The 21679-nt window shown below is 31.9% G+C and carries 22 protein-coding genes; 16 read left to right on the top strand and 6 right to left on the bottom strand.

Translation table 11 applies throughout. The annotated features are described in order from the left end of the window. Positions 1 to 114 precede the first annotated feature (114 nt). The 6 genes from RMO70_RS08425 to RMO70_RS08400 all read right to left on the bottom strand — a co-directional run bounded on the left by RMO70_RS08425 (position 115) and on the right by RMO70_RS08400 (position 5869). Positions 115 to 1809: a tetratricopeptide repeat protein gene (locus RMO70_RS08425; RefSeq protein WP_310555985.1), complete on the bottom strand. Its 1695-nt coding sequence runs from the start codon at positions 1807 to 1809 to the stop codon at positions 115 to 117. Between the two features lie 11 nt (positions 1810 to 1820). After that, positions 1821 to 2726: a substrate-binding domain-containing protein gene (locus RMO70_RS08420; RefSeq protein ID WP_310555984.1), complete on the bottom strand. Its 906-nt coding sequence runs from the start codon at positions 2724 to 2726 to the stop codon at positions 1821 to 1823. Between the two features lie 228 nt (positions 2727 to 2954). Then, positions 2955 to 3761 (bottom strand): energy transducer TonB, encoded by an 807-nt coding sequence (locus RMO70_RS08415; RefSeq protein ID WP_310555983.1) that lies wholly within the window; start codon positions 3759 to 3761, stop codon positions 2955 to 2957. Positions 3762 to 3798: 37 nt separating this feature from the next. Further along, positions 3799 to 4332, bottom strand: coding sequence for a biopolymer transporter ExbD (locus tag RMO70_RS08410; RefSeq protein WP_310555982.1), 534 nt, complete (start codon positions 4330 to 4332; stop codon positions 3799 to 3801). A gap of 17 nt (positions 4333 to 4349) precedes the next feature. Further along, positions 4350 to 4967 (bottom strand): biopolymer transporter ExbD, encoded by a 618-nt coding sequence (locus tag RMO70_RS08405; RefSeq protein WP_310555981.1) that lies wholly within the window; start codon positions 4965 to 4967, stop codon positions 4350 to 4352. 71 nt (positions 4968 to 5038) lie between these two features. Next, entirely contained in the window at positions 5039 to 5869 is an 831-nt protein-coding gene (locus RMO70_RS08400) for a MotA/TolQ/ExbB proton channel family protein (protein WP_310555980.1), read from the bottom strand. A 381-nt stretch (positions 5870 to 6250) separates the two neighbouring features. On the opposite strand from RMO70_RS08400, the gene RMO70_RS08395 reads away from it, so the two are divergent. From RMO70_RS08395 to RMO70_RS08320, 16 genes are all read left to right on the top strand, one after another. Further along, positions 6251 to 7756: a helicase HerA-like domain-containing protein gene (locus tag RMO70_RS08395; protein WP_310555979.1), complete on the top strand. Its 1506-nt coding sequence runs from the start codon at positions 6251 to 6253 to the stop codon at positions 7754 to 7756. 39 nt (positions 7757 to 7795) lie between these two features. Then, entirely contained in the window at positions 7796 to 8755 is a 960-nt protein-coding gene (locus tag RMO70_RS08390; protein ID WP_310555978.1) for a quinone oxidoreductase, read from the top strand. A 10-nt stretch (positions 8756 to 8765) separates the two neighbouring features. Beyond that, positions 8766 to 9218, top strand: coding sequence for a hypothetical protein (locus RMO70_RS08385; RefSeq protein WP_310555977.1), 453 nt, complete (start codon positions 8766 to 8768; stop codon positions 9216 to 9218). 657 nt (positions 9219 to 9875) lie between these two features. Further along, positions 9876 to 10502, top strand: a complete 627-nt coding sequence (locus RMO70_RS08380) for a GNAT family N-acetyltransferase (protein WP_310555976.1) — start codon at positions 9876 to 9878, stop codon at positions 10500 to 10502. Positions 10503 to 10519: 17 nt separating this feature from the next. Further along, positions 10520 to 11713, top strand: coding sequence for an argininosuccinate synthase domain-containing protein (locus RMO70_RS08375; RefSeq protein ID WP_310555995.1), 1194 nt, complete (start codon positions 10520 to 10522; stop codon positions 11711 to 11713). Beyond that, positions 11706 to 12683: an N-acetyl-gamma-glutamyl-phosphate reductase gene (gene argC / locus RMO70_RS08370; RefSeq protein WP_310555975.1), complete on the top strand. Its 978-nt coding sequence runs from the start codon at positions 11706 to 11708 to the stop codon at positions 12681 to 12683. The genes RMO70_RS08375 and argC overlap by 8 nt, the downstream gene beginning before the upstream one ends. A 98-nt stretch (positions 12684 to 12781) precedes the next feature. Further along, positions 12782 to 13930 (top strand): aminotransferase class III-fold pyridoxal phosphate-dependent enzyme, encoded by a 1149-nt coding sequence (locus tag RMO70_RS08365; RefSeq protein ID WP_310555974.1) that lies wholly within the window; start codon positions 12782 to 12784, stop codon positions 13928 to 13930. Next, a complete protein-coding gene (locus RMO70_RS08360; RefSeq protein ID WP_310555973.1) occupies positions 13927 to 14874 on the top strand; it encodes an N-acetylornithine carbamoyltransferase in 948 nt (315 codons plus the stop codon). Before RMO70_RS08365 ends, RMO70_RS08360 begins: the two co-directional genes overlap by 4 nt. Then, positions 14864 to 15649, top strand: coding sequence for an acetylglutamate kinase (gene argB, locus RMO70_RS08355; RefSeq protein WP_310555972.1), 786 nt, complete (start codon positions 14864 to 14866; stop codon positions 15647 to 15649). Before RMO70_RS08360 ends, argB begins: the two co-directional genes overlap by 11 nt. Then, positions 15646 to 16719, top strand: a complete 1074-nt coding sequence (locus RMO70_RS08350) for a M20 family metallo-hydrolase (RefSeq protein ID WP_310555971.1) — start codon at positions 15646 to 15648, stop codon at positions 16717 to 16719. Before argB ends, RMO70_RS08350 begins: the two co-directional genes overlap by 4 nt. Positions 16720 to 16884: 165 nt before the next feature. Beyond that, positions 16885 to 18165, top strand: a complete 1281-nt coding sequence (argH, locus tag RMO70_RS08345; protein ID WP_310555970.1) for an argininosuccinate lyase — start codon at positions 16885 to 16887, stop codon at positions 18163 to 18165. Positions 18166 to 18177: 12 nt separating this feature from the next. After that, complete coding sequence (locus RMO70_RS08340) at positions 18178 to 18414, top strand: CBU_0592 family membrane protein (protein ID WP_310555969.1); 237 nt, start codon at positions 18178 to 18180, stop codon at positions 18412 to 18414. 97 nt (positions 18415 to 18511) lie between these two features. Further along, the gene (locus RMO70_RS08335) at positions 18512 to 19087 is read left to right on the top strand and encodes a Crp/Fnr family transcriptional regulator (RefSeq protein ID WP_310555968.1); all 576 of its coding nucleotides are present in this window, start codon (positions 18512 to 18514) and stop codon (positions 19085 to 19087) included. A 75-nt stretch (positions 19088 to 19162) separates the two neighbouring features. Further along, positions 19163 to 19963: a hypothetical protein gene (locus tag RMO70_RS08330; RefSeq protein WP_310555967.1), complete on the top strand. Its 801-nt coding sequence runs from the start codon at positions 19163 to 19165 to the stop codon at positions 19961 to 19963. A gap of 86 nt (positions 19964 to 20049) precedes the next feature. Next, on the top strand, positions 20050 to 20586 hold the full coding sequence (locus RMO70_RS08325; protein ID WP_310555966.1) for a TetR/AcrR family transcriptional regulator: 537 nt from the start codon (positions 20050 to 20052) through the stop codon (positions 20584 to 20586). A gap of 58 nt (positions 20587 to 20644) precedes the next feature. Beyond that, positions 20645 to 21583, top strand: a complete 939-nt coding sequence (locus RMO70_RS08320; RefSeq protein ID WP_310555965.1) for an SDR family NAD(P)-dependent oxidoreductase — start codon at positions 20645 to 20647, stop codon at positions 21581 to 21583. Positions 21584 to 21679 lie beyond the last annotated feature (96 nt).

Below are 21679 nucleotides of genomic sequence, written 5' to 3'. Positions count from 1 at the left end.
TTTGAGAATACTTTAATTATGAAAAATGATTGGAAAGTAACTTTAAAAAATATATGAATAAAAAAACCACCTCTTTTACGAGGTGGTTAGATCTTGAATTAGAACTTTATACTCTTATTTTAAAGTCTTTTGAAGATTAACTAAATCAGCATCAGCTGGATCAATTAAAATTGCTTTTGCAATAAAATCGTTTGCCTTTACTTTGTCTTTCTTACCAAAATGTTTTGCTAAATTATAATATGCTTCAATCAACTTAGTTTTGTTTGCAGGTTTTGCTAATTCAGCATCCCCTTTTGCAGTCACTACTTTTGTATATTCTTCATAACTTTTAGCCATTTGCTCTTGAGAAGCGGGAGTTTCAGGAAACAAAGCGTTTACTCTTGCTCTATAAATATGAGCTTCTTGTGTAGTTGGCACAGCAACAGTTACATTTTCAAAAGCTTTATCAGCTTTTTGCAATGCTACTACATCAACCGCTTTTGCCTCTTTATCTGAATTATCAAAATAATGAGCATATCCTAAGAAAAAGTTATCATACAAATAATTTTTTGAATTTGGATTTGATGTTGCAACTTCATAAATAGCCGCAGCATATTTGTACAATTTTTGATCAAAATATTTTTTCCCTATTTCATTCAATTCATTAGCCATTGGCTTGTCAATATCTACAGCTTTACGAAGGTTTTCAACCCCTGACATAAACATCGCTTCGTTAATAACTGGTTTTGCCTCACCAACTGCCGCTGGAGTAGCAATTTTAATTTGTGCTAATCCCATAAACAAATAATCACGACCAATAATTTTACTTGTTGGTTTTTCTATAAATTCTTTTAAAGCAGCAATTGCAGCTTCTGGATTTCCGTTTTCATAAGATGAATACCCTAAATAACGTAAAATTTTTGGATTAACATTGTCTAATTTTTTCATTTCCAAAGCTTCTTTCTCAAGCGCTTTGTAATCTTTGTTTATAATTAAAAAGTCAGCGTGACGCATACGGGAAGCTAATGAATAATCTGTAAGACTCATGTATTTTTCATAATACCCAAGTGATTTTGCCGTATATTCCTTGTACTTATCTTTGTCGCTATTTGCCCATCTATTGTAGGTTTCAGCTAACTCACGATAGGCTGGTCCAAAATTTGGGTTAATAGCTACAACTCCATCAAATGCTTCTTTTGCTTCGGCATACGCTTTAGCTTCTTTAAGCAAAACACCTAATTGAACTTTGGCACGCACAAGAGTTGGATCAGCATCAAATGCATTTCTGTATGCTGCATAAGCTTCATTCTGATTTTTATCTAAATAATACGCATCACCAAGTGCCAATAGCGTTTGAGGATCATTAGGATTAATAGTTTTAGCTTTTGTTAAATTCAAAATTGCTTTTTTGTAATCTGGCTTTTCAGATTGAGTAAAGGCTTTTCCAATATATATAAATTGTTCGATGTCTTTCTTCTTAATATCTTTAACCGCTTGATCAAAATTAAATTGAGCCGCTTGCACATTACCATTGTCTAGATCCATTTGACCCAGACCAATATAATTGAAATTTGCATTTTCTTTTGCTGCAACTCCTCTAAGGAAACTAAATTTTGCGGAATCTGCTTGATTCTGCTTCAAATAGACATTACCTAGCAAAAAGGCTAACTTTCCATTGTCTGGTTTGGCTTTAAAAGCAGCTCTTAAAATGGCTTTTGCATTCTCAAATTTTTCCGCATCAATAGCTTTTTTAGCCAATTCGATTTCTTGTGCATAAGTAGTAAAGCCAAATGCAACTAGAGCTATACTTAAAAACTTAACTTTATTCATTTTACTTGTATTTATTTATTTTTAATTTCTTTTTGGATTGTAATATTTCGATTTGGCATTTTTACTGGAACAAGTCCAGATTTCAAAACAATTCGTTGTCCTATATCTCCTGCCATAAAGGAAGCAAATCCCATGCCTAAACCTTTAAATCCTTGATAATTTAACATTTTAATTTCGCGAGTCAATGGATAATTCCCGCTAGCCATATTGTCTTGATTGGGTTTTATATAATTATTTCCATTTAGCGATTTGACACCTAACACATTAACAGCTTTAACTACTTCCATCATATCTGGGTTGGGTTGATACAACCAGTTGACCCCAACTACCCCAATCATACCTTCATTTTTTGAAATAAATTGAATTACTTCATTATTTGTTTTAAACGAAAAAATATTTTCTTTTGGCAAGTCTTTTAACTTTGCTACTTCTTTAATGTAACGCACAGTACTTGAATTTGGATTATCAAAAACCAATCCTTTACATTTGTTTTGTTTTTTTCCTTGAACAAAATTTACAATATCTTCAACGCTCACAAGGGTATCTTTATTGCTTTTATGTACAATAAAAGCAATTGCATCAGTTGCAAATGGAGTTACCCTTGGTTTTATATTTTTGTTTTCAAACCCTTGTGCTTCAACTTTAGTCAACTCTCTAGTAAGAATAGCAAGTTGCTGTTTATTTTGTACAAGCATTTGAACAATCTCAGATTCTGATTTAGGTACTAATGTAATTTTAGCATCATATTGATTCTCAAAAACATCAACTTGATCTTGCACAATTTGCAATAGAGTTTCATCAACAAGTATGGTAGCTTGACCTACTAAAATAGTTTGCTTTTTCTCTTTTTTATCATTGCAAGAATAAAAAATGACTAAAGCTATAATTACAATAAGAAATAAACTCTTTTTTTTCATTTGATTATGATTTTTGAAAGAAACGAATAAAACGCAAAAAAGCGTAGCCAATTATAAGCACTCCAAATAAATTTCGGTACGTTTGAGACATTGACAAAGGTAATTCTTTCCAAAAAATAACGGCCAAACCGAAAGAGAAATATAGCATAAAAAACAAAATGCCTATAACAAGAAGAAATCGCTCTTTGAGCGATTTCTTCGAGGTATTATTTGAACTAAAATTGTTCATTATTCAGATTTGATATCAATAGTTATTGGCAAACTGTAACGCACACGTACATTTTTACCATTCATAACGCCTGGTTTCCATTTAGGAACTGTTTTCAACAAACGTATTGCTTCAGCTCCAGTTCCGTGACCTACATCACGAAGCACTTTAATATCTGTCAAACTTCCGTCTTTTTCAACAACAAATTCCACAAAAATTTTTCCTTTCAGTTCTTCAACATCATCTGGATATTTGAATTTATCAGAAACATATTTATAGAACTTAGCAATACCTCCTGGGTATTCTGGTTTTACTTCAATACCAGCCGAGTTGTAAATATTTGTATCATCAACAATTTTTGCATTATTATCCCCATCACCTGAAGGAATATCAACTACTAATTTACCATCATCACGACCTTTAATATCTTTTGCTCCAACGTTTTTGTCTTTTAATTCTTCGATTGTTTTAATTTCTTCTACAACCTTTTCTTTCTCGACAACTTTAGGCTTCACAAATTTTACTTCGTCAATTTTCGGCGCTGGCGGCGGCGGCGGCGGTGGCGGAACTGCTGGCGGCGGTGGTGGTGGTGGTTCAGCAATATTTGCCATATCGACCAAAGTCACTTTTTCTTCATCTGCTTTGGACAGCCCACTAAGATCAAGAAGTGGCAATGCCATTAAAGCAGCGAATACAGTACCTCCAACAAGCAATGCTTTTATGGTTGTTTTAGGATTTTCTTTACGCAATTCGTAAGCACCGTAACTTTTATTACGATTTTCGAAAACCATATCAATCCATTTCGATTTAAAAATATCTAATTTCATAATAATTTTTATTTAGTTTGACAGTAAAGATTGCATCTTATTCAACAAACAATTTTTCTTCCTCTTTGGTTATATCAACAATTGCATAGGTTGGCACTCTTGTAAGTGCTATTTCATCTAACATATCCACCAAATTCTTGTAATTAGATTTTTTATCTGCTTTAATAAGCACAATCAAACCTTTTTTTGGATCACCCATTGTTATAGGCACTGATTTCAATTTAGCAAGAATATCTCTGCGCAATCCTTCTTTTCCAAAGGCAACGTCTTTTACCTCTTCTAAAGGAGAAGCAAACTGTCCCATATACATTTTAACTTTATTATCAGGACCTAACAACACTGTCATCGTTCTTGCATCAGCAATAAGAATCGGAGGTATATTAGTATCTTTATCAGGCATTGGCAAATCCATAGATTGCGGTTTTGACAACGATGTGGTTAGCATAAAGAACGTAATAAGAAGGAATGCCAAATCCACCATTGCAGTTAAATCCACTTTTGAATTAGATTTTTTACTTCTTACTTTTTTGCCTTTACCACCTCCACCGTCGCCGGTATTTAATTCTGCCATGGTTTTATTTTTTTATATTAAAAATTATCACTTCTAAGACCTGTAACCAAATTGAATTTGTTTACTTTCTGATCTTGCAAAATATCCATTACTTTTTTAATTTCTGGATACTCTTCCTTAGCATCACCTTTGATAGCGAAGTTCAATTGTTTTTCGTGCAATTCTGCATTAGCAGTTCTTGCCGCAAAAATCCATTCTTTCAATTGGTTGTCTAATGAATCATGAGGAATCCCTCTTTGCAAACCATTAACATTCCTCTCAGCAGATTTCAATTTCAATAAGCCTTTTAATTGATAAATTGGCACACCAAAATTTTCCATCAAACTAAACTTATATTTTTCCTCATCTGTGAAAGAAATCTTCATTTTTTCTGAAACTAACTCTAATGTACGCTTTCTAACTTCTGGACCAACAACTCCAAAAAATACTGTTCCACTTTGACCTACTGTAATCATTGCCAAATCTTTTTCAGGCAATTTTGTTTGCACTGTTGATGATGGGGTATCTACAGGAAGTGGCTCAGGTTGCTTTGCTGTTGCTGTTAGAATAAAAAACGTAAGCAAAAGAAAAGCTACATCACACATTGCAGTCATATCAATAGACGCTGCATTTTTGCTCATTTTAACTTTAGCCATTTATCTTATTTTTATAATCTAAAGACCTAAAACGTATAATTTTAGGTCTTTAAAAATATTATTAACTTAAATTAGTTTTTTAAACTTCCTCTGAAACGTCTGTATGTATTTACAATTGTAGATCCCGCTTCGTCGATTGAATACGTTAATGTATCAATTTTTGAAGTAAAAAAGTTGTACATAATAATTGCTAATGCAGATGTAGAAATTCCTGTAGCTGTATTAATTAACGCTTCAGAAATACCACTTGCTAAAGCACCTTGATCTGGTGTTCCTGCTGATAATGCACCAAACGCTTTAATCATACCCGTTACCGTTCCCAGCAAACCTGCAAGAGTTCCTAATGAAACCATTGTAGAAATAATAGTTAAATTTTTCTCTAACATTGGCATTTCAAGAGAAGTTGCTTCTTCAATTTCTTTTTGAATCGTTTCTGTAGCTTCTTCACTAGTAAAACCTTCTTCTTTAACCGCTTGATATTTTACAAGACCTGATTTTATTACATTAGCAACAGACCCTTTTTGTTTGTCGCAAGCAGCAATAGCACCATCAATATCTCCACCTTTTACACTGGCTTGTACTTTAGTCATAAAAGCATCTAAATTTCCTTTTCCAGCAGATTTAGAAATTACTAAAAAACGCTCGATCGAAAAAACAACCACCATTAGAAGACATCCTAATAATATAGGTACGATTGGACCACCCTTGTAAACCATTGCTAAATAATTATTTGGAAGCGGCTCTCCTGTATTCACTCCACCTTCAAAATTAGCACCAGCACCCATTATGAATTTCCAAATAATGAATCCTAGTATTAGACATCCAACAATGATAATTCCTGTTATCATTCCACCACCTTTACCATCGTTTTCTTTTTTAGCTACCTTTACTGCGTTTGCCATTTTTTTAAATTTTAAATGTTATAATTTTTAATTAACTTAAATTAGATTGACAGCAAATTTAATTTTTTAGTTGTAATAAAAAAACTTTTTTTGATTTTTATAAGTACTTAATTTTTATGAGCACTTACGGTGACAACTCTTATACAATGCTGATTTATTATTAAATGGTTTATTTACAATAGCTTAATTGAATTATATTCTCTTAAATTTCATAAAACTTACCGATTATGCAAAAATAAGTTCCCATAATTATTAATGTACTATTTTACAATTAATTTGCTTCCACTTTATATAAATCAAAAATCAAGCCAAATTTAAGTTAATTTTAAGAATTTTTATTACGTCAAAATTTATACATTGCACCTAATTATTTATATACTTATGTCAACAACAGAAAATTTTATAGCACAAATCAGTCAAGGATATACTTCAAAAGGCGCAAGCATCAAACTTGGGGCTGCTATGCTTGATGGAACCGCTCAAGATATTACGGTTTCAATACCATTAAAAACAATGAATCGTCACGGATTGATTGCTGGCGCTACTGGAACAGGCAAAACGAAAACCATCCAAGTATTATCAGAACAACTGGCACAAAATGGTGTTCCTGTCTTGATGATGGACATAAAAGGTGATTTTTCGGGCATTGCAAAACCTGGTGAAGAAAAATCGTTTATCACCGAAAGACATACAAAAATCAACATTCCCTTTGAACCAAAAGGTTTTTCGACCGAATTAATGACGCTTTCTGAACAAAACGGAGTGCGATTGCGAGCTACAGTTTCGGAATTTGGTCCTGTTTTATTTTCTAGAATTTTAGATTTGAATGATACTCAATCTGGTGTTATATCCGTAATCTTTAAATATTGCGACGATAATAAAATGCCTCTACTGGATTTGAAAGACATTAAAAAAGTAATGAATTATATTACTGAAGAAGGCAAAGAAGAAATCGAAGAAAGCTACGGAAAAATATCTACAGCAACTACAGGTACTATATTAAGGAAGATTATTGAACTCGAACAACAAGGTGCAGATATCTTCTTTGGAGAAAAATCGTTTGAAATTGAAGATTTAATGCGGATTGACGAGAATGGGATGGCCTACATTAATATAGTACGATTGACCGATATTCAGGATAAACCCAAATTGTTTTCGACTTTTATGCTAAATTTATTAGCCGAAATTTATCAGCAAATGCCAGAAAAAGGGGATTTGGATCAGCCAGAATTGGTTATTTTTATTGACGAAGCACATCTTATATTTAATGAAGCAAGTAAAACGTTGTTAGATCAAATTGAAACCATCATCAAATTGATTCGATCCAAAGGCGTTGGTGTGTTCTTTATTACTCAAAACCCGATGGATATTCCGAAAGGTGTTTTGGCACAATTGGGTTTGAAAATTCAACACGCTTTGAGAGCATTTACTGCAAATGACCGACAAGCGATTAATCAAACGGCAGATAATTATCCGACATCTGAATTTTATAAAACCGAAGAATTGTTAACTTCGTTAGGAATTGGAGAAGCATTAGTAACAGCGTTGAACGAAAAAGGAATTCCGACGCCACTTGCTGCGACTATGATGCGTGCTCCAGAAAGCAGAATGGATATTTTGACTCAAACCGAAATTGATGAAATAAATGCAAACTCAAAATTAGTAAAAAAATATGCCGAAGAAATAGATAGAGACAGTGCTTACGAATTACTAACCAAAAAAATTGAAGACATTTCTGCCGAAGTTGCTGAAAAAGAAGAAGAAAAACAAGCTAGTAAAGAACCAAGTACAGCATCAGTTGTTGGGAAATCGGTTTTGAAAGTGGTAACAAGTGCGAGTTTTATTCGTGGTGCTTTTAGTGTTTTGATGAAGGTGTTAAGAAAATAGAGCGAAGAATCAAGAAAAAAATTAATACTTAACCTTACTATGAAAGCACTTACTTTTTCAAAATTCGGTTCGCCCGAAGTATTAGAATATATTGAAATTCCAAAACCTAAAATTTCAAATAATGAAATTTTGGTAAAAATGGAATCCATCGGATTGAATTATGCTGATATTTATAGACGAAAAGGAAATTATCACTTGAAAGGAAATCCGCCTTATCTTGCTGGTTACGAAGGTGCAGGAATTGTTGCAGAATCTACTGTTTCAAATATAAAAATTGGCGATCGTGTTGCTTTTACAGATGTTCCGTTTGCTAATGCCGAATTTGTAATTGTTCCTGAAGCACACATTATTCCGCTTACAAAAAACATTAGTTTTGACTTGGCCGCATCAGTTTTGCTACAAGGATTGACAGCACAGTATTTATCGACAGATAGTTTTCAAGTCAAAAAAAATGATGTGGTTTTAATTCACGCGGCTTCTGGTGGCGTTGGGCAAATTCTGGCTCAAATTTGCAAAATGAAAGATGCAAAAGTGATTGGATTGTCTAGAAATGTAAGCAAACTAAAAATAATCACTGACAACAAAGCCGATTTTGCCATTCCGTTAAACGAAAATTGGAAGCAAAAAGTAATGGAAATCACAAATAATAAAGGTGTTGATGTCGTTTTTGATAGTGTTGGCTCGACTTTAATGGATAGTTTTGAAGTTACCAAAGAATGTGGTACGGTAGTTTTTTATGGAATGAGTGGTGGCGATCCAACGCACATTGATCCAAGAATGTTGATGGACACGAGCAAAACCCTGACTGGTGGCGATTTGTGGAGTTATATCAATTCGCACGAACAAAGAATTAATCGTTCCAAACAATTGTTCAATTGGATTTTAAATGGCGATATTGTTATTGCAGAACCTGTAAAATTCAAATTATCTGATGGAATAAAAGCACACGAATATTTAGAAAGTGGTGATAGTTCGAGCAAAATTTTATTAATTCCCTAAAACAAAACAAATGAAAACATTAAAAATCACACTCCTGTTTTTGTTATTAACCATAAATAGTTTTTCTCAAAATCGAGCCAAGGATACTTTAGAAATCAAAAAAACTCTTACAGATTTCTTTGAAGTTTTCACTAATCCTGATATGAAATATTTTGATAGAAATTGTGTTCCTACATTCGAACTCTATGAAGTTGGAGAAGTTTGGAATATCGACAACATCAAAGGTTATGTAAAAAAAGTTCAAAGTAGTCCTAAAAATTGGGAACGAACTAACAAATTTAAATTTATCAAGTTCAACTTCAGAAAAAATTTAGCTTGGGCGAGTTATCACAACACGGCTTATATTACTAATTTAACAGACAATAGTAAAAGAGAAATTAAGTGGCTGGAAAGTATTGTCCTTGAAAAAATTAAAAATAAATGGCTTTTAGTTCAGATGCACTCTACAAGAATAAAAGAATGAATGGCGTTTGTTATTTGTAAGTCCAATTTTTCAAATGACTATAATGATATCATTGGAACCTTTGGTGTTGGATTAATCCTGATTGCTTATTTCTAAATATTCATTCATAGAAAATACGAGAAATTTTATTTCGCTATGAATATTATTGGAGTACGTTTGACTTATTATGTTTGTTTGCTAATCAATTATATTCCTTTTATCTTTTTTAAAGAAAATCTTGGCAATTATGAATGTGTTTGGGCTTTTAAAAAACTTCAATAAACATTTAGATATTATTTTTTTAATTATAAATGTTAATTTTTTGTTAAATAAAATAAATTTGAATTATAAAATATAATTAAAATCGTAAGTTAGTGCTTATGAATAATTCAATTCTAAATATAACTCCAATCCCCTCACGGGAAACTTTATTTACTTCTCCTGAAGTACGGCTCTCTTAATTATAGCCTTTAGATAATACTTTTATATTTTATTCATTTCTCATTTTTTTTATTTTGAAATTCTCACAAACAAGCAATGGATTGCTATATCCAATTGTATCGTTTTTAGTATTCATTTGTCTGCTAAAATACAATACACAGAATAGTCTAATTAAGTTTTACAAGCTTAAAACCAAACTAGTTAATTACTTTTTTAATTTAAACTTCATTTATTGATATGGACATTACTATAAAAATAGCCAATGAAAAGCATTCTAAATATGCGCAAGAAATTTGCGATACAATAGAATCGTCAGCATTGTTAAGAGGTACAGGAATTGCAAAAAGAACACCAGAATATATAGAGAAAAAAATGCAGAATAGAGATGCTATAATTGCATTAGACTGCGATAAATTTGCAGGTTTTTGCTATATAGAAAGTTGGCAACACGCGCAATTTGTTGCGCATTCAGGATTGATTGTTCACCCAGACTATAGAAATTTAGGTTTGGCAAAAAAAATAAAATCTAAAGTATTTGATTACTCTTTAAAAAAATATCCTAACGCAAAAGTCTTTGGAATCACAACTGGATTAGCCGTAATGAAAATAAACTCAGATTTAGGATATAAGCCAGTTCCGTTTTCAGAATTAACCAGCGACCCAAGTTTTTGGAAAGGCTGCCAAACCTGTACCAATTATGAAATTTTGAAAAGCAAAGAAAACAAAATGTGTTTATGTACTGGAATGCTTTATGATCCAATGGAAGAATCAAAAGACCCACCAAAGCATCCTTTCAATATAAAAGTATTAAACAGATTAAAATTAATAAAACAAGCATTGTTTTTAAAAAAAGATAAGGTATGAAATCAATAAATTGTAAAATTCCAAAAGTGATATTAGCCTATAGTGGCGGATTAGATACATCGTATTGCTTAAAATATTTGAAAGAAGAAAAAGGTTATGACGTTCACACAGTATTAGTAAACACTGGAGGTTTTAACGATTTTGAACTAGAAGAAATTGAAAAAAGAGCCTATAAGCTAGGAACTAAGCAACACATAACCTTGAATATCATAGATAAATATTATGATAAAGCCATTAAATATTTAATTTTCGGAAATGTTTTAAAAAACAATACTTATCCGCTTTCAGTTAGTGCTGAACGAGTTTTTCAGGCTATCGAAACTATAAAATATGCCAAAAAAATAGGAGCTACCGCTATTGCTCATGGGAGTACAGGTGCGGGTAATGACCAAATTCGTTTTGATTTAATCTTTCAAACCATTGCTCCTGAAATAGAAATTATTACTCCAATTAGAGATTTGAAATTATCTCGTCAAGAAGAAGTAGCCTACTTGCAGACCAATGGAGTGGAATATGTATGGGAAAAGGCGCAATATTCTATTAATAAAGGTCTGTGGGGAACAAGTATAGGCGGCAAAGAGACATTAACTTCTCATCAATCATTACCAAGTGAAGCATATCCATCACAATTGCAAAAAAAGGGCGAAGAAAAAGTCATATTACTTTTTGAAAAAGGTGAATTAATGGCTATCAACAATAAAAAAGACAAACCTTCAAACAATATTGTAACTCTTGAAAAACTAGCTAGTGCTTATGCAATAGGCCGAGATATTCATGTAGGCGACACCATTATTGGCATTAAAGGAAGGGTTGGTTTTGAAGCAGCAGCACCGTTGATTATTATAAAAGCGCATCATCTACTGGAAAAACACACTCTAGGTAAATGGCAACAGTATTGGAAAGAACAACTCGGAAATTGGTATGGAATGCTGTTTCATGAAGGTCAGTTTTTAGATCCTGTAATGCGAAATATTGAAGCTTTCCTTGAAGACACACAACAAACGGTAAACGGGACAGTGATGGTAACTTTAAAACCGTATCACTTTTCTCTTGACGGTATTGAATCTAAAAATGATTTAATGAATACTAATTTTGGTCAATATGGCGAAATGAACAATGCTTGGACAGCTGACGATGCCAAAGGATTTATAAAAATTTTAGGGAATGCTCAAAATATTTTCTCATCGGTAAACAATTTAGAATATGATTAAAGTTGGAATTATAGGTGGATCTGGCTATACGGCTGGAGAACTCATCAGAATATTAATGTACCACCCAAATGTAACAATCGATTTTGTGTACAGCACTACCAATGCTGGAGAATTACTCTCAGTAGCACACACTGACCTAATGGGAGATATTGAAATGTATTTTACAAATGTTGTAAATCCAAATGTAAATCTTGTTTTTTTATGCTTGGGTCATGGCAAATCTAAATCTTTTTTAAAAGAAAATCAGTTTGCAAGTCATACTAAAATTATAGATTTAGGCAATGATTTTCGTTTAACACAAGACGAAATTTTTGAGGGCAAAACTTTTGTTTATGGTTTGCCCGAATTAAACAAAATGAACATAAAAAATGCTCAATTTATAGCCAATCCAGGTTGTTTTTCCACTGCAATTCAGTTGGCTTTGTTGCCATTGGCCGAAGCAAAATTACTAAATAATGATGTACATATTAATGCTACCACAGGAAGTACTGGTGCAGGCGTGAGCCTCTCTGAAACTACACATTTTAGTTGGAGAGCTAATAATATGTCTCATTACAAAGCCTTTGAACATCAACATTTGGGCGAAATAAACCAAAGTGTAAATCAGTTACAACCCGATTACAAAAGAGAATTGATTTTTATACCAAATAGAGGCGATTTTACAAGAGGAATTTTCGCTACTCTGTATACAAGTATAGAAGAAAGTTTAGACGAAATAGTTGCAAAATATGAATCGTTTTATACCAATCATCCATTTGTAACCATAACAAAAACAAGTATCAATATGAAACAGGTTATCCAAACCAATAAATGTATTATTAGTTTAGAAAAACAGGGAAACCGGCTTTTAATTACATCGATAATTGATAATTTAACAAAAGGCGCTTCGGGTCAAGCCATACAAAATATGAATTTGATTTTTGGTTTGGACGAAAGTACTGGTTTACATTTAAAACCAAGTGGATTTTAAAACGAAATAAAAGAAGAAAGAACCAAGAAAGAAATAGTACGCATATTATAACTATTTCTCCTCTTGCTTCTTATCTCTTCTCTCTAAAATAAAAAAAAATGAACTTATTCAACGTTTACCCATTATACAACATTACTCCTGTATCTGCAATAGATTGTACAATTACAGACGAAAAAGGAGTAGAATATTTAGACTTATACAGTGGTCACGGAGTGATTTCTATAGGCCATACCCACCCAGAATATGTAGCCAAATTAAAAGAACAATTAGATAAGATTGGTTTTTATTCTAATGCCATTCAAAATCCGTTACAAGTAGAACTCGCTTTTAAACTAGGAAAGATTACTGGTCTTGATAATTATAGTTTGTTTTTATGTAGTTCAGGTGCTGAAGCCAATGAAAATGCTTTAAAACTAGCTTCTTTTCACAATAATAAATCACGAGTTATTTCCTTTAATAATTCTTTTCACGGAAGAACCTCAGCGGCAGTAGCAGTTACAGACAATAAAAGAATTACAGCACCCATTAATGCGCAACAAGTTGTTGCTTTTTTACCCTTAAATAATATTGATTTAGTTGAAATTGAATTCATAAAAGGCGACATTAGCTGTGTTATTATTGAAGGAATACAGGGTGTTGGTGGTCTTGATGAAGGTACTCCTGAATTTTTTCAGGATTTAAAAAAATTGTGTGCAAAATATAAAGTGGTTTTAATTTTAGACGAAGTCCAATCGGGTTATGGCAGAACAGGAAAGTTTTTTGCTCACCAGCACCATAACATAAAACCAGATATAATATCAATTGCCAAAGGAATGGGAAATGGATTTCCTATTGGAGGTATATTAATTTCTCCAGACTTCGAGGCCAGTTATGGTTTATTGGGAACAACATTTGGAGGAAGTCATCTTGCTTGTGCGGCAGGAATTGCTGTGCTGGATGTTATTGAGAATGAAAAATTAATGGATAATGTGATTCAAGTAACTGACTACTTTATGAACGTTATTAAAAAAGTGCCTTATGTAAAAAAAATAAAAGGAAAAGGATTAATGTTGGGTATCGAATTTGATTTTGATGTGAGTGAATTGAGAAAAAAACTCATCATCGAAAAACATATTTTTACAGGAAGCGCAAATAACAAAAACCTGTTAAGAATATTGCCTCCATTAACTATAAAAAAGGATGATATTGATACCTTTATTCTTGCATTAACAGAAACTTTAGAAGAACTAAAATCGCAAACATCATGAATTATACTTCAATAAAAGACATTGATTCCCTATCCGATTGGGTGTTTGATGCCATAAAAATCAAAAAAAATCCATTAAAGAATAAAAAATTAGGAAAAAACAAAACATTAGGATTGTTGTTTTTTAATCCAAGTTTAAGAACCCGTTTGAGTACTCAAAAAGCGGCTCAAAATCTTGGAATGAATATTATGGTAATGAATTTTACTAATGAAGGCTGGACGCTCGAATTTGAAGAGGGTGCTATTATGAATTCGGGTGCTTCAGAACATATTAAAGAAGCAGCAAAAGTTGTATCGCAATATTGTGATATTATTGCTATTAGAGCATTTGCAGAATTAAAAAATAAAGATGTCGACAATTCAGAAATGGTGCTTAATGGTTTTTTGAAATATGCGTCAGTTCCTATTGTAAATATGGAGAGTGCTACTGGACATCCTTTACAATCACTTGCCGATGCTATTACGATGCAGGAATACAAAACCAAACACAAACCAAAAGTTGTTTTGTCGTGGGCACCTCATCCAAAAGCATTGCCCCAAGCGGTTGTAAATTCGTTTATAGAAATGATGCAATTGCAAGAAGCTAATTTTGTAATTACGCATCCCAAAGGCTACGAATTGAATCCTGAAATTGTAAAAAATTCTAATGTGGAATACAACCAAGATAAAGCTTTTGAAAATGCTGATTTCATTTATGCAAAAAATTGGAGCAATTATAACGACTATGGGGAAATTACCAATTCAGATCCAAATTGGACAATAACAGCAAAAAAAATGCAATTGACAAACAAAGCCAAATTTATGCACTGTTTACCAGTAAGACGAAATGTTATTGTTTCAGATGAAGTGCTAGATAGCGAAAATTCAATTGTCATAGAACAGGCTAACAATAGAACTTATGCTGCACAACTTGTTTTACAAAAAATATTGGAAAATGAAAAATAAAAAACCCTTAACCATTGTAAAGATTGGCGGGAATATTATCGACAGTCCAACAGATTTAAAACAATTTATAATTGATTTTTCTAAAATAAAAGGAGATAAGATTTTGGTTCATGGTGGAGGAAAATCAGCTACAAAAATGGCTGAAAACTTAGGAATAAAACCTCAAATCATAGATGGTCGACGCATAACAGATGCATCAATGCTAGATATTGTTGTAATGGTTTATGCAGGTCAAATTAATAAAAGTATAGTAGCACAATTACAAGCAAATAAAATAAATGCTATAGGTTTTTCTGGTGCCGACGGAAATAGTATCCAATCTGAAAAAAGAAGCCATCCCACAATTGATTATGGTTTTGTAGGTGATATAAAAATTGTGAATACAGAATTAATAAGCGGTTTACTATCATTACAAATTACACCTGTTTTTTGTGCCATTACACATAATAGTAAAGGGCAATTATTAAATACCAACGCAGACACTATCGCTTCGGAATTAGCCATAGCCTTATCAAATGTTTTTGATGTAACCTTAAATTATTGCTTCGAAAAAAAGGGAGTTCTAACCAATTTAGAAGATGAAAATTCAGTACTAAAAACAATAAATCTTGAATTATACAACAAACTAAAATACCAAAATGCCCTACATTCTGGAATGATTCCTAAATTAGATAATTGCTTCTATGGATTAACTAATGGTGTTACTAAAATAAAAATTGGTCATCACAGTATGCTACTAAATGAATCCATTTTATATACTAGAATTACTTTATGAAAACTATAAAAACACTAACGCAAGAAGCCATCGCTTTATTAAAATCGCTTATTGAAACACCTTCTTTATCAAGCCAAGAAGACAAAACAGCATTATTAATAGAAAATTGGTTTTCGCAAAACAACATTCCTTTTTTTAGAGAAAACAATAATGTTTGGGCTTATGCTAAACATTTTGACAAAGCAAAACCCACTTTATTACTCAATTCGCATCACGACACTGTAAAACCCAATCAGGGCTATACAAACAATCCTTTTGAAGCCATTGTAAAAGACGGCAAGCTCTTTGGATTAGGAAGTAATGATGCTGGTGGTTGTTTGGTATCACTGCTGGCAACTTTTGTCTGTTTTTATGCACAAGAAAATCTATCTCATAACATAGTTATAGTCGCTTCTGCCGAAGAAGAAAGTAGTGGCGAAAATGGACTAAACAGTGTTTTAAAACACTTACCTGAAATCGATTGTGCTATTGTGGGCGAACCTACGCTTATGCAACTCGCCATTGCCGAAAAAGGATTGCTAGTGCTCGATGTGATTGTAAAAGGAACGGCTAGCCATGCAGCTCATACAAATGAGGACAATGCAATTTATAAAGCATTAGACATAATTAAATGGTTTAAAAACTACAAATTCGAAAAAATATCAGATGTTTTAGGGCCTGTAAAAATGACAGTAACGCAATTTAATGCGGGTAGTCAACACAATGTTGTGCCTGCTGAATGCCACTTGGTTATTGATATTCGAGTAAACGATTGCTATACAAATGAAGAAATTTTAAAAACAGTACAAAAACATACAAATGCCGAAATTAAACCACGCACTATGCATTTAAAAGCTTCATCCATTCCTATTTCACATAGCTTGGTACAAGCAGGAATGGCTTTGGGCAGAAAAACCTATGGCTCTCCTACCCTTTCAGACCAATCAGTATTAAGTTGTCAATCGGTAAAATTAGGCCCAGGAGAAACACTTCGATCACATTCGGCTAATGAATTTATATTTATTACTGAAATTGAAGAAGGCATCGATTTGTATATTAAAATATTGAACGCTTTTTTAATAGTATTATAATTTGGAGCTATTACTACGTCCGTTCGCTGGCGCTTGTGTCCCGCTATCCGTTGCAATCTTTTCTTTTTTTGTCCTTCGACAAGCTCAGGATGAGAAAAAAAGAAAAGGATTTCCACTTCTATCGGGGCTAAAAAACCAACAAATATTAACCATCAACTTCAAAATATGAAACTTTGGGAAAAAGGAATTTCGACAGATAAACAAATCGAACATTTCACTATTGGAAATGACAGAGAATTAGATCTAGTATTAGCCAAGTACGACGCAATTGGTTCCATAGCCCATACAAAAATGTTAGGGAAAATAAATCTTCTAACAACCATAGAAACCAATTCTTTGGTTATCGCTTTAGAAGAAATAATACTAGATATTGAAAAAGGAAACTTTATAATTGAAGATGATTTTGAAGACGTTCATTCAAAAATAGAATACTTATTGACAACTAAATTAGGCGAAACTGGAAAAAAAATTCATACCGCACGTTCTCGTAACGATCAAGTTTTAGTCGATATGCATTTATATCTAAAAGATGTAATAATTGAATTCAAAGAACAATTGAAAACGCTATTTGATTTACTTTTGGAATTAGCCAACAAACACCAAAATGTATTATTACCTGGCTATACACATTTACAAATTGCCATGCCATCTTCCTTCGGAATGTGGTTTTCTAGTTATGCGGAAAGTTTTATTGACGATGTAACCTTGTTGAATGCTACTTTAAAAATCATCAATCAAAATCCACTTGGATCTGCTGCCGGCTACGGAAGTTCATTTCCTATCAATCGAACCTATACAACCCAAGAACTTGGATTTGAAACATTAAAATACAATCCAATTGCAGCACAAATGAGCCGTGGTAAATCAGAAAAAACAGTTGCTTTTGCTATGAGTAGTGTTGCCGCCACGCTGTCAAAATTTGCTATGGATGTATGCTTATATATGAACCAAAATTTTGATTTCATCAGTTTGCCAGCAAACTTAACTACAGGTTCTAGTATTATGCCTCACAAAAAAAATCCAGATGTTTTTGAACTCATTCGTGGAAAATGTAACAAAATTCAAGCACTACCTTATGAGATAACCATAATTACCAACAATCTCCCAAGTGGTTATCATAGAGACCTACAATTGCTAAAAGAAGGCTTGTTTCCTGCTATTCAAAATCTAAAAGCTTGTTTAGATATTGCTATTCATAGCATAAAACAGATTCAGATAAAAGACAATATTCTAGACGATAAAAAATACAATTATCTATTCACAGTCGATGCCATAAACGAGTTAGTTGTAGCAGGAATTCCTTTTAGAGATGCCTACAAAACTGTAGCAAATCAAATAGAAAACAACATATTTAAATCACCGAAAATTACCAAACATTCTCACGAAGGAAGTATCAATAATTTGTGTTTGGAAGAAATAAGAAATAAAATGAATCTAGAATATTAAATACTTCCACAAATGAATTATAACGACATTATCGGCACAATCGGAGTTGGATTAATCTTGATTGCCTATTTTCTAAATATTTTTTCATTTATAGAAAAAGATGGGGAATTCTATTTTTTGATGAATATTATTGGGGCAAGCTTGGCTTGTTATGCTTCGTTATTAATCAATTACAAACCATTTATCATCTTGGAAGGAACTTGGGCAATAGTTAGTATATTTGGATTTTTGAAAGTTTTAAAGAAATAATATTTTTTAAAATTTGAAAAATCAATCAATCTGTAATCCAAAAAAAAATATTTATATTTGTATTGAATCAATTATTAGAATCCAGTTCGTTTTAAATATGCCAGTACAAATCATCAATAACATCAAATCATTTGTTGCTCTTTCTCAAGAAGATGAAGAAGCATTTATTAAAATACTTGAAATAAAAAAATACGCCAAAAAAGAATTTATTCTCGAAGAAGGTCAAGTGTGTGATAAAATATTTTTTATTAATTCAGGTTGTGCTCGCGATTTTTTTAATATTGACGGAGAGGAAAAGGTAGTAGAATTTTTCTTTGAAAATAAATGGTTTACAGATTATAATAGTTTTTTGACAGGTCAACCCACTTTCGAAAATGTGCAGGCAATTGAATTATGCGAAGTGGTACATTTTAGAAAATCTGATGTTGAGAAATTATATGTTACCAATCCAGTTTTTGAAAAAGTGGGAAGAGTCTTGGCAGAAGAAGCAATTATTTCTTTAATGAATCTGATTGGAATGAAAACCAATCAAGATCCAGAAGAACGTTATATAAATCTTTTGAAGCAAAGACCAGAACTATTTGAAAGAGTGCCACAACACTTTATTGCTTCATATTTAGGTCTGCAACCACAATCTTTAAGTAGAATACGCAAAAGAATTTTCGAAAAATAGAAATTAGTTAACTCAAGTGAACGTTTTTAGTCTTGAGTAATATTCATCTTTGTATTGTATTCAAATCCTTCAAAGATGAAATCATTTCAAGAAAAATTTAGAATAAAGTCAATTCTAACAGAAAATAAAATTTTATTTTGGTTAGGAACAATTCATTTGGTCGTTTTCTTTTTTCTTTTGTTATATATGCCTTTTAACAATACAGTTGTTTTAGGTTTAAATTCTGTCATAAAACCAATCAAATTTGCTTTGTCAATCTGGATTTACAGTTGGACAATGGCAATTATTTTGCAACCAATCAATAAAATAACAAAAGTAAAAATATATTCTTGGGTAGCGGTTACCGCAATGAGTTTCGAGCAAATTGCAATTACAGTACAAGCACTACGAGGCGAACTTTCGCACTTTAATTCGAGTGATACATTCGGTTTTGTAGTTTTTCAATTGATGGGGATTTTTATTCTCACATTAACGTTATGGACAGGTTATATGGCCTACGTTTTTATCAAACAAAAAACACGTCACATTCCACCAGCTTTAGTTTTAAGTATAAAAATAGGTTTAATTTTCTTTGTCATTTTTAGTTTATTTGGCGGTTACATTGGAGGCAAAACAGGTCATACAGTTGGTGCAGCAGATGGTGGCAATGGTTTGTGGTTTCTGAACTGGAGTACTCTTTTTGGAGATTTAAGAGTTGCACATTTTTTTGGAATTCATAGTTTACAAGTAATACCTCTATTTGGGTTATTTTTAAGTAAGTTTTCAAATACTTCATCGGGAACCAAATTGGTTTGGATTTTTTCAATACTTTATTTTCTGTATGTTGTTTTTGAAATGGTTCAATCTGTAAAAGGCTTACCATTTATAAAAATTTGATTTTAGCTTTTTTAATTTTTTTTTAATAATTTTTGCAAATCAAAAATTAATGAATACTTTTGTTATTGATTACTCACTTTTTTACAATGAACAAAAAAGATAACATACTAAAAATTGCACTAGAATTATTTTCAAACCAAGGTTATGAAAATACTTCAACCAGTTTAATTGCAAAAAAAGCAGCAGTTTCTGAAGGATTAATTTTTAGACATTTTACCAATAAAGAAGGATTATTAACAGAGATAATGAACGAAGGAATTGCGAAAATTCAACCTTTTTTAAATACTGTAATTAATGAAAAAGATGCCGAAAAAGTAATTCTAAAAGTAATCGAACTTCCTTACAAAATAATTTTATCTGAAAAAGAATTTTGGAAATTGCAAATTAACATTAAATCACAAAACTCGAAATTCAAAAAAGATTTTGATACCAATAAATATTTAATTCCTGTTTATTTAAAATTAAATCAAGCCTTTTCAGATTTAAAGTTTGAAAATCCAGAACTAGAAACCCAATATTTATTCACTGTTCTAAATGGCTTAACCCTTTCACTTATTGAATTAGAAAATTTAAATGACGCAAAAGTCATTATTAACTACATTCAATCTAAATACAAAAAATAATTTTTTTGACAATAAAAAAAGTGATTACTTACTTATTAACTCTAATTATATATAAAAAATGGAAATTAAAAAACAGTTAAATGTTTTCGGGATGATTGCATTAACAACAGTATCAATGGTAACAAATAAATTAAATGCTCAAACAAATATGGAAAATAACAAAAAAGTAGTTTTGATTACTGGTGCCGCAAGTGGCATTGGTAAAGCAACCGCAATTAAATTTGCAGAAAAAGGATTTGAAGTTTATGCTACCGACAAAGACACGGTTTTGCTTGAAGATTTGACTAAATACAATTGCAAAACAATTTATTTAGATGTAACCAATGAAAAATCGATTGTTGATGCCGTTCAAAAAATAAATAGCCAGTCAAATGGCGTAGATATTTTAATCAATAATGCTGGCTTTGGTCAAAATGGCGTAATCGAAGAACTACCAATCGATGCCATCAGAAAACAATTTGAAGTAAATGTTTTTGGACTTCTTCGCGTAACTCAAGAAGTTTTGCCCACATTACGAAACAAGAAAAAAGGTAGAATTATAAATATTGGTTCTGTTGGTGGTGAATTTACAACACCCGGAGCAAGTGCTTATCACGCATCGAAATATGCATTAGAAAGTTTTAATGATGGGCTTCGAGGCGAATTGCGACAATTTGGAATTGATGTGATTTTAATAAAACCAGGTGGTGTATATACCAATTTTGTTAATGCTTCCAATAAGATATATCCAAGTCCAATAAAAGACAGTCCGTATTTAGATTTCAGAGAAAAATTTCAAACAATGACCAATAAATTATTTGATCCAAAAAGCAATTCGTTTGGCATATTAACACCCGAAAAAGTAGCATCAGTAATTTACAAATCGGCAACAGTTCGCAATCCAAGAACAAGATATCGCATAGGAGCATTAGCAAAAATAACACCAAGATTAAGAAGACTTTTTGGCGACAACGGTTGGGATAAATTTATGCTTAAACAAATTGGCGTTTCTAAATAAAAACCAAAAAATGATTAAAATTTTAGGGTTAGTATTTTTAAAACCGCAAATTTCAATTGCGATTTGTGGTTTTTATTTTCGGATAACTTTGTTTTT

Origin of the sequence: Flavobacterium sp. (genome assembly GCF_031422135.1) — a bacterium.
Taxonomy (GTDB): Bacteria; Bacteroidota; Bacteroidia; order Flavobacteriales; family Flavobacteriaceae; genus Flavobacterium.
This window is presented reverse-complemented; position numbering and strand designations above follow the sequence as displayed.

Bases quoted from the DNA above. Each gene is read 5' to 3' on its own strand.
- RMO70_RS08390 (WP_310555978.1), top strand. From the start codon at position 7,796: ATGAAAGCACTTACTTTTTCAAAATTCGGTTCGCCCGAAGTATTAGAA.
- RMO70_RS08395 (WP_310555979.1), top strand. From the start codon at position 6,251: ATGTCAACAACAGAAAATTTTATAGCACAAATCAGTCAAGGATATACT.
- argC (WP_310555975.1), top strand. From the start codon at position 11,706: ATGATTAAAGTTGGAATTATAGGTGGATCTGGCTATACGGCTGGAGAA.
- argB (WP_310555972.1), top strand. From the start codon at position 14,864: ATGAAAAATAAAAAACCCTTAACCATTGTAAAGATTGGCGGGAATATT.
- RMO70_RS08320 (WP_310555965.1), top strand. From the start codon at position 20,645: ATGGAAATTAAAAAACAGTTAAATGTTTTCGGGATGATTGCATTAACA.
- RMO70_RS08410 (WP_310555982.1), bottom strand. From the start codon at position 4,332: ATGGCAGAATTAAATACCGGCGACGGTGGAGGTGGTAAAGGCAAAAAA.
- RMO70_RS08385 (WP_310555977.1), top strand. From the start codon at position 8,766: ATGAAAACATTAAAAATCACACTCCTGTTTTTGTTATTAACCATAAAT.
- RMO70_RS08365 (WP_310555974.1), top strand. From the start codon at position 12,782: ATGAACTTATTCAACGTTTACCCATTATACAACATTACTCCTGTATCT.
- RMO70_RS08420 (WP_310555984.1), bottom strand. From the start codon at position 2,726: ATGAAAAAAAAGAGTTTATTTCTTATTGTAATTATAGCTTTAGTCATT.
- argH (WP_310555970.1), top strand. From the start codon at position 16,885: ATGAAACTTTGGGAAAAAGGAATTTCGACAGATAAACAAATCGAACAT.
- RMO70_RS08415 (WP_310555983.1), bottom strand. From the start codon at position 3,761: ATGAAATTAGATATTTTTAAATCGAAATGGATTGATATGGTTTTCGAA.
- RMO70_RS08380 (WP_310555976.1), top strand. From the start codon at position 9,876: ATGGACATTACTATAAAAATAGCCAATGAAAAGCATTCTAAATATGCG.
- RMO70_RS08330 (WP_310555967.1), top strand. From the start codon at position 19,163: ATGAAATCATTTCAAGAAAAATTTAGAATAAAGTCAATTCTAACAGAA.
- RMO70_RS08335 (WP_310555968.1), top strand. From the start codon at position 18,512: ATGCCAGTACAAATCATCAATAACATCAAATCATTTGTTGCTCTTTCT.
- RMO70_RS08360 (WP_310555973.1), top strand. From the start codon at position 13,927: ATGAATTATACTTCAATAAAAGACATTGATTCCCTATCCGATTGGGTG.
- RMO70_RS08425 (WP_310555985.1), bottom strand. From the start codon at position 1,809: ATGAATAAAGTTAAGTTTTTAAGTATAGCTCTAGTTGCATTTGGCTTT.
- RMO70_RS08405 (WP_310555981.1), bottom strand. From the start codon at position 4,967: ATGGCTAAAGTTAAAATGAGCAAAAATGCAGCGTCTATTGATATGACT.
- RMO70_RS08350 (WP_310555971.1), top strand. From the start codon at position 15,646: ATGAAAACTATAAAAACACTAACGCAAGAAGCCATCGCTTTATTAAAA.
- RMO70_RS08400 (WP_310555980.1), bottom strand. From the start codon at position 5,869: ATGGCAAACGCAGTAAAGGTAGCTAAAAAAGAAAACGATGGTAAAGGT.
- RMO70_RS08340 (WP_310555969.1), top strand. From the start codon at position 18,178: ATGAATTATAACGACATTATCGGCACAATCGGAGTTGGATTAATCTTG.
- RMO70_RS08325 (WP_310555966.1), top strand. From the start codon at position 20,050: ATGAACAAAAAAGATAACATACTAAAAATTGCACTAGAATTATTTTCA.